This is a genomic window from Bacillus sp. LQ01 (assembly GCF_057624735.1).
This window is the reverse complement of record NZ_JBYEZL010000010.1, coordinates 44,375-58,554: the sequence shown is the minus strand read 5'-3', so window position 1 is coordinate 58,554 and position 14,180 is coordinate 44,375. Positions and strand designations below refer to the sequence as shown.

The following is a 14,180-nucleotide window of genomic DNA, read 5'->3' as shown; positions in this document are numbered from 1 at the left end:
AGTTTGGTGATGATGGCAGAGAGGTCACACCCGTTCCCATACCGAACACGGAAGTTAAGCTCTCTAGCGCCGATGGTAGTTGGGACCTTGTCCCTGTGAGAGTAGGACGTCGCCAAGCAACTAAACACGAGTCAAATGACTCGTGTTTTTTCGTGTTTTCTTTTATAATCCATAGTAATTAAAAAAATGTCCTTAAATAATTACTATTTTGATTAAATGCAGGGGAATGTGGCTAGGATAGTGAATAAGCAAAAGAGTTGCAAATTTTATTAATACGTATATAATTAAAGTCAAAGATAGTCAAAGTCAATAAAGGTGGCGGATAAATGAGAAATATATCTGATATCATTGAGCAATATCTAAAGCAAGTTATTGACTTAAGTAATAATAATGTGATTGAAATCAAAAGAAATGAGATTGCGGATCGATTCGAGTGCGTACCATCTCAAATCAATTATGTAATCAATACCCGTTTTACATTAGAAAGAGGATTTGTAGTAGAAAGTAAACGTGGTGGAGGAGGTTACATTCGCATTATAAAAGTCAAACTGCATGATGATATAGACATTATTGATCAAATGCTTCATATGATTGATCATAGCGTTGCACAAGGGAATGCAGAGAGTATGATTATACGTTTATTAGAAGAGGGAATCATAACAGGCCGTGAAGCAAAACTAATGTTAAGTGTACTAGATCGTTCTGTATTATCAATGGATATTCCTTCTCGAGATGAACTTAGGGCTCGAATATTATGCGCAATGTTAAGAACACTGAAATATAAATAAATACAGCTTTTGTAAAAGAATGATAATTAAGATAGGGCAGTTAAATATTGTAGAAGTTTTGAAAAAGAGCATGTACTTTTATCTAAATGGATTAAGGAAAGAGGACAATCTAGTAATGTATGAAAAGTATCATGAGGTAGATCGTTCCTGTTGTAAAGGTGGGGATATTGATGACTTGTCAAAACTGTAATATAAGACCAGCAACTTTACATTATACAAAAGTAATCAACGAGAAGAAGGCGGAAGTTCATCTTTGTGAGCAATGTGCAGAGCAAAGTGGCTATACGTCTTTCTTTCAATCATCACAGTCTAACTTTTCATTTCATGATGTATTTGCTGGTTTATTACACGGTGAATCAACAATGTTTGGAGAAGGAAAAAACGGGTTTTCAAATACAAATACAATAAGATGTCCAGGTTGTAAGATGACATACGAACATTTTACAAAGGTGGGACGCCTTGGTTGTGCTTCTTGTTACGATACATTTAAAGGACACTTAAACCCATTGTTAAAACGACTTCATGGTGGACATACAGAACATTGTGGAAAAATTCCGGAACGAATGGAAGGAAATATCCACTTAAAGAAAGAATTAGATGAACTAAAACTTATTCTGAAACAATATGTACAGAATGAGGAGTTTGAGAAAGCTGCTGAGGTAAGAGATGAAATTCGAGGGCTTGAAACTCAGCTTAGTGAGCATAGAGAGGGGGAGTAGTTCTATGTCACTGGACAAAATTATGAATGAAGCGATTAGTCCATGGATGAAGGGGGATGGCCCTGATTCTGATATTGTTTTAAGTAGTCGAATTCGTTTGGCTCGTAATTTTAAGCAATATCAATTTTCTACTATGCAAAACGAAGAGGAAGCTCAAAAGGTTCAAGAATTATTTAAAAAGAAATTTATAAATAAAGCGGTAGAGCCCTTTGGGAAGTTTGGACTATTAAAAATGAATGAATTAACGCCTCTTCAAAGGAGAGTTTTAGTCGAAAAGCATTTAATTAGTCCAAATCTAGCAGGGACTGAATATGGAGCATGTCTGTTATCAGAAAGCGAACACATTAGTGTGATGCTTAATGAGGAAGACCACATTAGGATTCAGTGCCTATTTCCAGGACTACAGTTATCAAAGGCGCTTCAAAGCGCCAATCAAATAGATAATTGGATTGAGAAAGAGGTTGAATATGCTTTTGATGAATCACTTGGATATATTACGAGTTGTCCTACTAACGTTGGTACAGGATTAAGAGCTTCTGTAATGATTCATTTACCAGGGCTGGTTTTAACAAAAAGAATTAGCCGTATTATACAAGTAATTCAAAAATTAGGTTTAGTAGTAAGAGGAATATACGGTGAAGGTAGCGAAGCGTTAGGTAATATATTTCAAGTATCAAATCAAATGACGCTAGGGAAATCCGAAGAAGATATTATTGCAGATTTAAAGAGTGTCATGCAGCAAATTATACAACAAGAAAAATTGGCCAGAGAATTAATTGTACAAAATTCGAGTATTGAGCTTGAAGATAAGGTTTATCGTTCTTACGGTATACTAGCAAATAGTCGTTTAATTCAATCTGCAGAAGCGGCAACTTGCTTATCGGATGTACGACTTGGTATTGATCTAGGATATATAAAAGGTATATCGAGAAATATTTTGACTGAGCTAATGGTTCTTACGCAACCAGGTATTTTACAACAATACGCAGGAGGACCTTTAGGACCAGAAGAAAGAGATTATCGAAGAGCAACCTTAATCCGTGAGCGATTACGTATTGAAAAAAACTAAGCGCAAGTAGGAGGCGATTTCTATGATGTTTGGAAGATTTACAGAAAGAGCACAGAAAGTATTAGCTTTATCTCAAGAGGAAGCAATTCGCATTGGGCATAATAATATTGGAACAGAACATATTTTACTTGGGCTTGTACGCGAAGGTGAAGGAATTGCAGCAAAAGCGTTAATTGCTCTTGGATTGAGCCCGGAGAAAGTGCAAAAAGAGGTAGAAGCGTTAATTGGACGTGGAACAGAAGCTTCTCAAACTGTACATTATACACCTCGTGCTAAAAAAGTTATTGAATTGTCTATGGATGAAGCGCGTAAGCTAGGACATTCTTACGTTGGAACAGAACATATTTTACTTGGCTTAATCCGTGAAGGTGAAGGTGTAGCGGCACGTGTTTTAAATAATTTAGGCGTCAGCCTTAACAAAGCAAGACAACAAGTGTTACAACTTCTTGGAAGTAACGAGGCAAGTTCAGGTCACCAAGGTGGTTCATCGACAAATGCCAATACACCGACACTAGACAGTTTAGCGCGCGACTTAACAGTTGTTGCACGTGAGAATCGTTTGGATCCTGTTATTGGACGTAGTAAAGAAATTCAACGTGTAATTGAAGTGTTAAGCCGTAGAACAAAAAACAATCCAGTGTTAATTGGAGAGCCTGGTGTAGGTAAAACAGCAATTGCTGAAGGGTTAGCACAGCAAATCGTAAATAATGAAGTTCCTGAAACGTTAAGAGATAAGCGTGTTATGACACTAGATATGGGAACAGTGGTAGCTGGGACGAAATATCGTGGTGAGTTTGAAGATCGTTTAAAGAAAGTAATGGATGAAATACGTCAAGCAGGGAATATTATTCTATTTATTGATGAACTTCATACATTAATCGGTGCAGGTGGAGCAGAAGGTGCAATCGATGCATCAAATATTTTAAAACCATCTTTAGCACGCGGAGAATTACAATGTATTGGTGCGACAACTTTAGATGAGTATCGTAAATATATTGAAAAGGATGCAGCTTTAGAGAGACGTTTCCAGCCAATTCATGTTGATGAGCCGAGTCTAGAAGAATCAACTCAAATCTTGAAAGGTTTACGCGATCGTTATGAGGCCCATCACCGTGTGTCTATTACAGATGATGCAATTGATGCAGCTGTGAAACTTTCCGATCGTTATATTACGGATCGTTTCTTACCAGATAAAGCAATTGATTTAATTGATGAAGCTGCTTCAAAGGTTCGCTTACGTTCTTATACAACACCACCAAACTTAAAAGAGCTTGAAGTGAATCTTGAGGAAATTCGAAAAGAAAAAGATGCGGCTGTACAAAGTCAAGAGTTTGAAAAGGCTGCTTCCTTACGTGATATGGAACAACGCTTACGTGAGAAATTGGAAGATACAAAGCGTCAGTGGAAAGAACAACAAGGAAAAGAAAATTCAGAGGTTACGGTAGAAGATATTGCAAATGTCGTTTCTACATGGACACGTATCCCTGTTTCTAAACTTGCACAAACAGAGACTGATAAATTATTAAACTTAGAATCCATTCTTCATGATCGTGTCATCGGCCAGGATGAAGCGGTAGTGGCTGTAGCGAAAGCTGTTCGTCGTGCAAGAGCAGGACTGAAAGATCCGAAACGTCCAATTGGTTCATTTATTTTCTTAGGGCCAACAGGTGTAGGTAAAACAGAATTAGCAAGAGCATTGGCAGAATCTATGTTCGGTGATGAGGATGCAATGATTCGCATTGATATGTCTGAGTATATGGAGAAACATTCAACTTCTCGCTTAGTTGGTTCTCCTCCAGGATATGTTGGGTATGAAGAAGGCGGACAATTAACAGAGAAGGTTCGTCGTAAGCCGTATTCAGTTGTCCTATTAGATGAAGTAGAGAAGGCGCATCCTGATGTATTTAATATTTTACTACAGGTATTGGAAGATGGTCGTTTAACTGATTCTAAAGGACGTACAGTTGACTTCCGTAATACGATTGTTATTATGACGTCTAACGTTGGTGCTGAGGCGTTAAAACGTAACAAACATCTTGGATTTAACGTACAAGATGAAAGCCGTGATTATTCGGATATGAAAGGTAAAGTAATGGATGAGCTGAAAAAGGCATTTCGTCCAGAATTCTTAAACCGTATTGATGAAATTATCGTATTCCATATGCTTGAGAAAAAACATATTCAAGAAATTGTGACTCTTATGGTAAATCAGTTAGTGAATCGCTTAAAAGAACAAGAAATTGAATTGCAATTAACAGAAGGAGCGATTGCAGCTATTGCTGATAAAGGGTTTGATCGTGAATATGGTGCTCGTCCACTACGTAGAGCAATTCAGAAGCATGTAGAAGATAGACTATCGGAAGAACTTTTAAAAGGTGCTATTGAGAAAGGACAAAAAGTTATCTTTGATGTAGAAGGGGAAACATTTGTCATTCATAGTGCTGAAAAGGTAAAATAAGTATAGACAAACTAAGAGGGCTACGAGATAGCCCTCTTTCTTGTACGAGAAGGTCAAATGTTTATAGATGAAAGCGAAGTGAAATATAAAAAGATATGGCTAAAAAGAAAACAAAATTCACATGTCAAGAGTGTGGTTATCAATCACCAAAATATATGGGTAAATGTCCAGGGTGTGGTCAATGGAATTCGCTTGTTGAAGAGATGGAACCCGTTGTATCATCCAGACGCCTAAATTATGCAAATGCAATTCAAACAGAAGTAACAAAACCAAGACGTCTTACAGAAGTAGAAACAAAGTCTGAGGCACGTATTGAAACAAAATTTCAGGAGTTTAACCGTGTACTAGGTGGCGGAATTGTAGATGGATCTTTAGTACTTATTGGTGGGGACCCTGGGATTGGAAAATCAACGTTATTATTACAGATTTCCTCGCAATTAGCAGATGCTTCATATGATGTATTGTATATATCAGGTGAGGAGTCAGCAAAGCAGATTAAACTTCGTGCAGATCGTTTACATGTAAATGGTAGTAATCTATTTGTTGTATCAGAGACAGATTTACAGCGTATTGCAGCACATATTGAAGAGATGAATCCTGCTTTTGTTGTTATTGATTCTATTCAAACGATACATTTACCTGAGGTGACATCAGCTCCTGGTAGCGTGGCGCAAGTACGTGAATGTACAGCAGAATTAATGAAACTTGCAAAAACAAAGGGAATCCCAATTTTCATCGTAGGACATGTGACAAAAGAAGGTGCAATTGCGGGGCCGCGTATGTTAGAACATATGGTCGATGCAGTTCTTTACTTTGAAGGAGATCGACACCATACATATCGTATTTTACGAGCTGTAAAGAATCGTTTTGGTTCTACGAATGAAATGGGTATCTTTGAAATGAAAGAACTTGGCCTTGCAGAAGTCTTAAATCCTTCTGAAATTTTCCTTGAGGAAAGACCAGTTGGAGTTGCAGGTTCAACAGTAGTTGCCTCAATGGAAGGAACAAGACCAGTTTTAGTAGAAATACAGGCATTAATTTCCCCTACTAGTTTTGGAAATCCTCGAAGAATGGCGACAGGAATTGATCATAATCGTGTCTCGCTTATTATGGCGGTACTAGAGAAAAGAACAGGTTTACTATTACAAAATCAAGATGCGTATTTAAAAGTAGCTGGTGGTTTGAAATTAGATGAACCGGCAATTGATTTAGCTGTTGCCTTAAGTATAGCTTCAAGTTTTAGAGATAAATCTACGGCACCAACTGATGCGGTAATAGGAGAAGTTGGATTAACTGGAGAAATAAGAAGAGTATCAAGAATCGAACAACGTGTACAAGAAGCAGCTAAATTAGGATTTCAACGTGCTATCATTCCTAGAAAAAATTTAGGGGGGTGGACAATTCCAGAGGGGATTGAGGTTGTAGGTGTTTCTAATTTAGGAGAAGCGCTTCGTTTGACATTAGGAGGCTAGGCTATGGAAGAAAATAAGCAACGTGTCAAAAGTATAATTAATATTTTACAGCTCGTGGCCCCGGGAACACCACTGCGCGAAGGGATAGATAATGTACTTCGTGCACAAACAGGGGGACTAATTGTTCTTGGGTATAATGAGCAGATTAAAAGCATTGTTGATGGTGGTTTTCATATTAATTGCGCATTCTCTCCTGCTAGTTTATATGAATTAGCAAAAATGGATGGAGCACTTATTTTAAATGAAACTGGAAGTAAAATTTTAATTGCAAACGCACAGTTAGTTCCGGATTCATCTATTGATTCTATTGAAACAGGTATGCGTCACCGAACAGCAGAGCGTGTAGCAAAGCAGACGGGCAGCCTTGTTGTGGCCATTTCACAAAGACGTAATGTAATTACGCTATATCAAGGGAACTTACGTTATACACTAAAAGATATAGGTGTCATTTTAACGAAGGCAAATCAAGCAATTCAAACGCTAGAAAAATATAAGGCTGTATGGAATGACGGCATTACGAATTTGGGTATTCTAGAATTTGAAGAGGTCGTTACAATGTCCGAGGTGGTTCACGTTTTACATAGTGTTGAAATGGTGCTGCGTATAAAAAATGAAATATTGAGCTATATTCATGAGCTAGGAACAGAAGGTAGGTTAATTCGTTTACAGCTTACAGAATTACTAGCTGATTTAGAGGCAGAGGCAGCATTGTTAATTAAAGATTATCACCAGGAGAAAACACAAGACCATCATCAAATCTTGAAAAAGTTACAAGATCTTGCAAATACACAACTTTTAGAGGATAGTGATTTAGTTAAATTACTTGGGTATCCAGGACAAACAAGTTTAGAAGAAAGTGTGACACCTAGAGGGTACCGAATCACAAGCAAGATTTCTCGTGTTCCGCCACTTATTATCGAGAATTTAATTAATCGATTTAAAACATTGCAAGGTGTTTGCCGAGCAACTATTAATGAATTGGATGATGTGGAAGGAATTGGAGAAGTGAGAGCGAAGAAAATACGAGAAGGTCTAAAAAGAATTCAAGAGCATCTCTATATGAGTAGACACAATTAAGAATATTACATTGATTCTATAATATAACGACACTAGAACATTTTTGGTATATGATATGATATATTGGTAAATAAAACTATTTACAAAAAAACACGTCCGCTTTTGCATTCGGCGTTTTGATTAGCGAAACAATGGTTAATAATGAGTAGGAGGTGGTTGGATGTTAAAACGGATTGTACAGCTCTTCTTTTTAGTGATCGGGGGAGCGTTAGGGATTTACTTAATCCCAAAAATTATTAATGTATTAGATATCGGTGCGGTTCCTTTGTTGGAAGGATCGTATGTTCGTGCAATTATTGGTGCAATTATTTTATTTTTAACAACATTTTGGCTTGTAGATTATATTGTTCAACTTATTAAGCATATTGAAGAGGCTCTTGTAAAGGCGCCTGTAGCAGATGTTTTATTTGGTACATTAGGATTAATCTCTGGTCTTATTGTTGCATATTTAATTTTGATACCAATTCGTGAATTTACAATTCCAGTTATTAGTACGGTGTTGCAAGTGTTCTTCACCCTTTTACTTGGATATTTAGGATTCCAAGTAGGGTTTAAAAAGAGGAATGAATTGCTAGGATTATTTACATTACCCCAACGCGGAGGTAAGAAGAAAAACAATAGTGAGAATGAAGAGGTAGAGGTCGAAGCAGAAAAATCTACGACTCATTGGAAAATTCTTGATACGAGTGTAATTATTGACGGACGTATTGCAGATATTTGCCAAACAAAGTTTTTAGAAGGAACAATTGTCATTCCGCAATTCGTATTAGAAGAGCTTCAGCATATTGCCGATTCTTCAGATGCTTTAAAGCGTAATCGTGGCCGCAGAGGGCTAGACATTTTAAATCGTATTCAAAAGGAGATGCCAATTCCGGTAGAAATTTATGAAGGCGATTTCGATGATATCCAAGAAGTAGATAGCAAGCTTGTAAAGTTGGCAAAAATCACTGGTGGAACTGTAGTAACAAACGATTTCAATTTAAACAAAGTTTCTGAATTACAAGGGGTTACGGTGTTAAACATTAATGATTTAGCTAATGCGATTAAACCAGTCGTACTCCCTGGTGAAGAATTAAGTGTTTATGTTGTGAAAGATGGTAAAGAACAGAATCAAGGTGTTGCATACTTAGATGATGGTACGATGATTGTAGTAGAAGATGGTAGAGAGTATGTGGGTTCACAACTTGATGTACTTGTTACTAGCGTATTACAAACATCGGCTGGTCGTATGATTTTCGCAAAACGTAAATTGCTAGAAAAAGCATTATAAGTAGAGGATTATTAATATGTATACATTAATTATTCCGGCAGCGGGCCAAGGGAAACGAATGGGTGCTGGTAAAAATAAGTTATTTTTACTTATAGATGAAGTACCAATTATTGTGCACACATTGCGTGCTTTTGAAAAAGATAAAGCGTGCAAAAGTATTATTATGGCAATTAACGAAGAAGAACGCCCGTATTTTGAAGAGTTGATGCAGAAGTACCAGATTGAAAAGCAGGTACAATTTATTCAGGGTGGAGCCGAAAGACAAGATAGCGTATATAACGCACTTCAGTATGCGAGTGGTGTCGAATATGTTCTTGTTCATGACGGGGCGCGCCCGTTCGTAACGAATAAAGTGATTCGCGATGTATTAACTGCAGCAGAAAAATATGGAGCTTCCATTTGTGCAGTGCCAGTAAAAGATACTGTTAAGAAAGTAGAGCAGGGTGTTGTTGTAGAAACGGTAGAGCGGTCTCAACTTAACGCTGTACAAACACCACAAGGATTCTCTGTTTCTCTTTTGCTAGAAGCTCATAGAAGCGCAAAGCAAAGTTGTTTTCTTGGCACAGATGATGCAAGTCTCGTAGAACGCGTTGGGAAGCAAGTTGGTGTAGTGGAGGGGAGTTACTATAATATTAAAGTGACGACTCCGGAAGATCTACTAATTGCTGAAAGTTTCCTTCGTGTTCAGAAGAAATAACGTTGATGATGTGTTAATAAAGAAAAGCTCGGCAACAGCCGGGCTTTTCTTTATAAGGATAGCGATATAATATAGAGTCATAAAGCTCAGTAGTTTAGCTTAAGGAGGAAGTAAGGATGTTTCGAATTGGACAAGGTTTTGATGTACATGAATTTGCGGAAGGGCGTCCGTTGATTATCGGTGGAATTACAATTCCACACGAGAAAGGATTAATTGGTCATTCAGATGCAGATGTATTGTTACATACGATTGCTGATGCATGTTTAGGTGCGATTGCAGCAGGAGATATCGGAAAGCATTTTCCTGATACAGACCCAGCTTTTAAAGATGCAGATTCAGCTGTATTGTTACAAAAAGTTTGGGAATTTGTGCGTGAACAAGGTTACGAGTTAGGAAATTTAGATTGTACAATTATTGCTCAAAAACCAAAAATGGCACCACATATTGAGAGCATGCGTAAGCGCATTAGTGAACTGTTAGAAACGTCTATCAATAACATTAATGTAAAGGCAACAACAACAGAAAAATTAGGATTTACAGGTAGAGAAGAAGGGATTGCTTCTCAAGCGGTTGTTTTATTACAGAAAAAATAATGGTTTTTAATTCGTAAGATGGATAATCACATTTTTTTGGTGTACAATTATAGAATGTGTTGACATTAAGAATGGAAGGTGTACCAATTATGGAAAAGCAAGTGAGAGTGCGCTACGCGCCAAGTCCAACAGGACACTTACATATCGGAAATGCGCGTACGGCATTATTTAATTATTTATTTGCTCGTCATTTAGATGGCAAATTTATTATTCGTATTGAAGATACTGATGTAAAACGTAACGTGGCTGGTGGAGAAGAAAGCCAATTAAAATACTTGAAATGGCTCGGTATGGACTGGGATGAAGGTGTTGATGTTGGTGGTGAATTTGGACCATATCGCCAAACAGAGCGTTTAGATATTTATAAAAAATTATATGAAGATTTATTAGAGCGTGGTCTAGCTTATAAATGTTATATGACAGAAGAAGAGCTAGAAGCAGAGCGTGAAGGACAAATCGCTCGCGGTGAAACACCTCGTTACGCAGGTAACCACCGTGAATTAACTGAAGAACAAGTGAAAGAATTTGAAGCTGAGGGACGTATTCCAAGTATTCGTTTCCGTGTACCAGCTGATCGTGACTACACATTCAAAGATATTGTAAAAGATGAAGTTGCGTTCCATTCAAATGATTTCGGTGATTTTGTTATTGTGAAAAAAGATGGAATTCCAACTTATAACTTTGCAGTAGCAGTAGATGATCATCTAATGGAAATTACACATGTACTTCGTGGTGATGATCATATTTCAAATACACCGAAACAAATGATGATTTATGAAGCTTTCGGCTGGGATATTCCACAATTCGGTCATATGACTCTAATTGTTAATGAAAGTCGTAAAAAGTTAAGTAAGCGTGATGAATCTATTATTCAATTTATTGAGCAATATAAAGAGCTTGGGTATCTTCCAGAAGCAATCTTTAACTTTATTGCACTACTAGGTTGGTCTCCGGTAGGAGAAGAAGAAATCTTCTCTAAAGATGAGTTTATCAAAATGTTCGATGCAGCTCGTTTATCAAAATCACCTGCATTATTTGATTCTCAAAAACTAAAATGGATGAACAACCAGTATATGAAAAAGCAAGATTTAGATACGGTTGTAGAGTTAAGCTTACCGCATTTAGTGAAAGCTGGACGTGTGGGAGAAACTTTAAGCGAACAAGACCAAGCTTGGATTCGTGATGTAATTGCTTTATACCATGAACAAATGAGTTTTGGAGCTGAAATTGTAGAGCTTTCTGAAATGTTCTTTAAAGATCATGTTGATTATGAAGAAGAAGGACAAGAAGTATTAAATGGTGAACAAGTACCTGAAGTACTTCGTGCATTTGCTGGTCAAATAGAAGCTCTAGAAGCAATGGAGCCAGCAGCAATTAAGGCAGCGATTAAAGCAGTTCAAAAGGAAACAGGACATAAAGGTAAAAATTTATTTATGCCAATCCGTGTTGCAACTACAGGACAAACGCATGGTCCAGAGCTTCCGAATGCTATTGCACTTCTTGGAAAAGAAAAAGTTTTAAATCGTCTTCAAAAAGTAATTGGTTAACATTTTCTAGGTTTAGAAATATAATAAGTATACCTAAAACCTAATAAGGAAAAGCGACGAGAAGGAGAAGTAGAAAATCAGGCTTTTTACAGAGAGAACCACCTTTAGGCTGGGAGTGGTTTATAAGCGGATTTTTGAAATGCCCCTTCGAGTCTTCTGCTGAACAGCGAATTGCTTCGTGGGATGTCTTAGGCCGCAAAGTAAGCAGAAGCGGTGTACACCGTTATCATGGATGAGTTTGAGGCTTTTTTTAAGCCTAAACAGAGTGGAACCGCGCTTAAAAGGCGTCTCTGTCAATATGACAGAGACGCCTTTTTTTTATACCGTGTAAATAGGTATGAATATAGAATTTATCTCCTTATATAAAGAATTAGGGGAGAAGTGATGAGTTAGGGGAGTTAGTTCGTTCGACAAAAAAGCAGCCCATAAAGGGGAGGGAACACCGATGTTTAAGAGGCTTCGGGAAGATATTGAAGTCGTTTTTGAACAGGATCCAGCGGCAAGAGGTTATTTCGAAGTCATTTTAACTTACTCTGGATTACATGCAGTTTGGGCCCATCGAATTGCACATGCTTTTTATAAAAGAAATTTTTTCTTTCTTGCACGTTTTGTTTCACAAGTGAGCCGCTTTTTTACTGGCATTGAGATCCATCCAGGAGCAACTATTGGTCGACGCTTTTTTATAGATCATGGAATGGGAGTTGTAATTGGAGAAACTTGTGAAATTGGTGATAATGTAACGATTTATCAAGGGGTTACATTAGGTGGTACAGGAAAAGAAAAAGGGAAGAGGCACCCAACAATTCAGGATAATGTATTAATTGCGACGGGTGCTAAAGTTCTTGGGTCTATTACTGTGGGAGAGAATTCTAAAATCGGAGCAGGGTCTGTCGTATTAAAAGAAGTTCCTGCACATTCTACAGTTGTAGGTATACCTGGCCGTGTCGTTATTCAAAATGGAGTAAAGATTGGTCAAGAATTAAATCACTCTGACCTTCCAGATCCGATTTTTGATAAATTAAAGGCTATGGAAGTAGAACTTGATAAATTGAAGAAACAATTGGAATTAAAGGTAGAAAGGAAGGATAAAAATGACTATTCACATTTATAATACGTTAACACGTCAAAAAGAAGAGTTTGTTCCATTAGAAGAAAATAAGGTAAAGATGTATGTATGCGGACCTACAGTTTATAACTACATTCATATTGGGAATGCAAGACCTCCTATGGTATTCGATACAGTGCGTCGTTATTTAGAATACAAAGGATACGATGTGCAATATGTATCTAACTTTACGGACGTAGATGATAAATTAATTAAAGCGGCAAATGAATTAGGTGAAGATGTACCAACGATTGCTGATCGTTTTGTTGAAGCGTACTTTGAAGATGTAACAGCACTAGGTTGCAAACACGCAACAGTTCATCCTCGTGTAACAGAAAATATGGATATCATTATTGAATTTATTCAAGAACTTGTGAATAAAGGGTATGCATATGAATCAGAGGGTGATGTGTACTTTAAGACGAAGGAATTCGAAGGTTACGGTAAATTATCACATCAACCAATCGCAGATTTACGTCACGGTGCTCGTATTGAGGTAGGGGAAAAGAAACAAGACCCTCTTGATTTTGCTTTATGGAAAGCTGCGAAAGAAGGAGAAATCTTCTGGGAAAGCCCTTGGGGGCAAGGACGTCCAGGATGGCATATTGAATGCTCAGCAATGGCGCGTAAGTACTTAGGGGATACAATTGACATTCATGCTGGTGGGCAAGACTTGGCGTTCCCGCATCATGAAAATGAAATTGCGCAGTCAGAGGCATTGACTGGAAAAACGTTTGCACGTTACTGGATGCATAATGGATATATTAATATTAACAATGAGAAGATGTCTAAATCGCTGGGTAACTTTATTTTAGTTCACGATATTATTAAGCAATACGACCCGCAGTTAATTAGATTCTTTATGTTATCAGTACACTATCGTCACCCGATTAACTTTAGTGAAGAGTTATTACAAAGTACGAATAATGGACTGGAAAGAATTAAAACAGCTTATGGAAACTTAAAGCATCGTATGGAGAGTAGTACGGATTTAACGGACCATAATGAGAAATGGTTAGCTGAAATAGAGAAATTCCAGACTGCATTTGAAGAGGCAATGAATGATGACTTTAACACTGCAAATGCAATTACCGAATTATACAACGTAGCAAATCATGCAAATCAATATTTACTTGAAGAACATACATCTAAAGTTGTGATTGAAGCATACGTAAAACAACTGGAAACGTTATTTGATATTTTAGGATTAGAATTATCAAAAGAAGAATTACTGGATGAAGAAATTGAAGAGCTTATCCAAAAGCGCATTGAAGCTCGTAAAAATCGCGATTTCGCATTGTCTGATCAAATTCGTGACGATTTAAAAGAACGTAATATTATTTTAGAAGATACCGCTCAAGGTACAAGATGGAAAAGAGGATAAG

Annotated in this window: 12 protein-coding genes, 1 rRNA gene and 1 other annotated feature; all 13 genes read left to right on the top strand. The window is 37.3% G+C overall.

The annotated features are described in order from the left end of the window. Positions 1-2 precede the first annotated feature (2 nt). The 13 genes from rrf (at position 3) to cysS (ending at position 14,179) form a co-directional block, all read left to right on the top strand. Positions 3-118: ribosomal RNA gene (rrf, locus tag AC22L0_RS28505) — 5S ribosomal RNA — on the top strand. A 208-nt stretch (positions 119-326) separates the two neighbouring features. Then, positions 327-788, top strand: a complete 462-nt coding sequence (gene ctsR, locus AC22L0_RS28500) for a transcriptional regulator CtsR (protein WP_001244565.1) — start codon at positions 327-329, stop codon at positions 786-788. A 170-nt stretch (positions 789-958) separates the two neighbouring features. Then, the gene (gene mcsA / locus AC22L0_RS28495; protein ID WP_000128398.1) at positions 959-1,507 is read left to right on the top strand and encodes a protein-arginine kinase activator protein McsA; all 549 of its coding nucleotides are present in this window, start codon (positions 959-961) and stop codon (positions 1,505-1,507) included. A gap of 4 nt (positions 1,508-1,511) precedes the next feature. Then, positions 1,512-2,576, top strand: coding sequence for a protein-arginine kinase McsB (mcsB, locus tag AC22L0_RS28490; RefSeq protein ID WP_000050842.1), 1,065 nt, complete (start codon positions 1,512-1,514; stop codon positions 2,574-2,576). A gap of 22 nt (positions 2,577-2,598) precedes the next feature. Then, a complete protein-coding gene (clpC, locus tag AC22L0_RS28485; RefSeq protein WP_000971187.1) occupies positions 2,599-5,034 on the top strand; it encodes an ATP-dependent protease ATP-binding subunit ClpC in 2,436 nt (811 codons plus the stop codon). Between the two features lie 95 nt (positions 5,035-5,129). After that, positions 5,130-6,506 carry a DNA repair protein RadA gene (gene radA, locus AC22L0_RS28480; RefSeq protein WP_001085202.1) on the top strand — a complete coding sequence of 459 codons (1,377 nt, stop codon included), beginning with the start codon at positions 5,130-5,132 and terminating at the stop codon, positions 6,504-6,506. A gap of 3 nt (positions 6,507-6,509) precedes the next feature. Beyond that, positions 6,510-7,583, top strand: a complete 1,074-nt coding sequence (gene disA, locus AC22L0_RS28475; RefSeq protein WP_000392158.1) for a DNA integrity scanning diadenylate cyclase DisA — start codon at positions 6,510-6,512, stop codon at positions 7,581-7,583. A gap of 160 nt (positions 7,584-7,743) precedes the next feature. Further along, positions 7,744-8,853 (top strand): PIN/TRAM domain-containing protein, encoded by a 1,110-nt coding sequence (locus AC22L0_RS28470; RefSeq protein WP_000919677.1) that lies wholly within the window; start codon positions 7,744-7,746, stop codon positions 8,851-8,853. Positions 8,854-8,869: 16 nt separating this feature from the next. After that, positions 8,870-9,550 carry a 2-C-methyl-D-erythritol 4-phosphate cytidylyltransferase gene (ispD, locus tag AC22L0_RS28465; protein WP_000288286.1) on the top strand — a complete coding sequence of 227 codons (681 nt, stop codon included), beginning with the start codon at positions 8,870-8,872 and terminating at the stop codon, positions 9,548-9,550. Between the two features lie 116 nt (positions 9,551-9,666). Continuing rightward, complete coding sequence (ispF, locus tag AC22L0_RS28460; protein WP_000488388.1) at positions 9,667-10,143, top strand: 2-C-methyl-D-erythritol 2,4-cyclodiphosphate synthase; 477 nt, start codon at positions 9,667-9,669, stop codon at positions 10,141-10,143. Between the two features lie 89 nt (positions 10,144-10,232). Further along, positions 10,233-11,690, top strand: a complete 1,458-nt coding sequence (gene gltX / locus AC22L0_RS28455) for a glutamate--tRNA ligase (protein WP_000415143.1) — start codon at positions 10,233-10,235, stop codon at positions 11,688-11,690. A 47-nt stretch (positions 11,691-11,737) separates the two neighbouring features. Continuing rightward, positions 11,738-11,985, top strand: a binding site (T-box leader). A 150-nt stretch (positions 11,986-12,135) separates the two neighbouring features. Continuing rightward, positions 12,136-12,801, top strand: coding sequence for a serine O-acetyltransferase (cysE, locus tag AC22L0_RS28450; RefSeq protein WP_000476497.1), 666 nt, complete (start codon positions 12,136-12,138; stop codon positions 12,799-12,801). Continuing rightward, positions 12,782-14,179 carry a cysteine--tRNA ligase gene (gene cysS / locus AC22L0_RS28445; RefSeq protein WP_000152276.1) on the top strand — a complete coding sequence of 466 codons (1,398 nt, stop codon included), beginning with the start codon at positions 12,782-12,784 and terminating at the stop codon, positions 14,177-14,179. Before cysE ends, cysS begins: the two co-directional genes overlap by 20 nt. Position 14,180 lies beyond the last annotated feature (1 nt).

Coding starts and splice junctions, on each gene's coding strand:
- cysE (WP_000476497.1), top strand. CDS start 12,136: ATGTTTAAGAGGCTTCGGGAAGATATTGAAGTCGTTTTTGAACAGGAT.
- disA (WP_000392158.1), top strand. CDS start 6,510: ATGGAAGAAAATAAGCAACGTGTCAAAAGTATAATTAATATTTTACAG.
- ctsR (WP_001244565.1), top strand. CDS start 327: ATGAGAAATATATCTGATATCATTGAGCAATATCTAAAGCAAGTTATT.
- clpC (WP_000971187.1), top strand. CDS start 2,599: ATGATGTTTGGAAGATTTACAGAAAGAGCACAGAAAGTATTAGCTTTA.
- ispD (WP_000288286.1), top strand. CDS start 8,870: ATGTATACATTAATTATTCCGGCAGCGGGCCAAGGGAAACGAATGGGT.
- radA (WP_001085202.1), top strand. CDS start 5,130: ATGGCTAAAAAGAAAACAAAATTCACATGTCAAGAGTGTGGTTATCAA.
- AC22L0_RS28470 (WP_000919677.1), top strand. CDS start 7,744: ATGTTAAAACGGATTGTACAGCTCTTCTTTTTAGTGATCGGGGGAGCG.
- gltX (WP_000415143.1), top strand. CDS start 10,233: ATGGAAAAGCAAGTGAGAGTGCGCTACGCGCCAAGTCCAACAGGACAC.
- mcsB (WP_000050842.1), top strand. CDS start 1,512: ATGTCACTGGACAAAATTATGAATGAAGCGATTAGTCCATGGATGAAG.
- cysS (WP_000152276.1), top strand. CDS start 12,782: ATGACTATTCACATTTATAATACGTTAACACGTCAAAAAGAAGAGTTT.
- mcsA (WP_000128398.1), top strand. CDS start 959: ATGACTTGTCAAAACTGTAATATAAGACCAGCAACTTTACATTATACA.
- ispF (WP_000488388.1), top strand. CDS start 9,667: ATGTTTCGAATTGGACAAGGTTTTGATGTACATGAATTTGCGGAAGGG.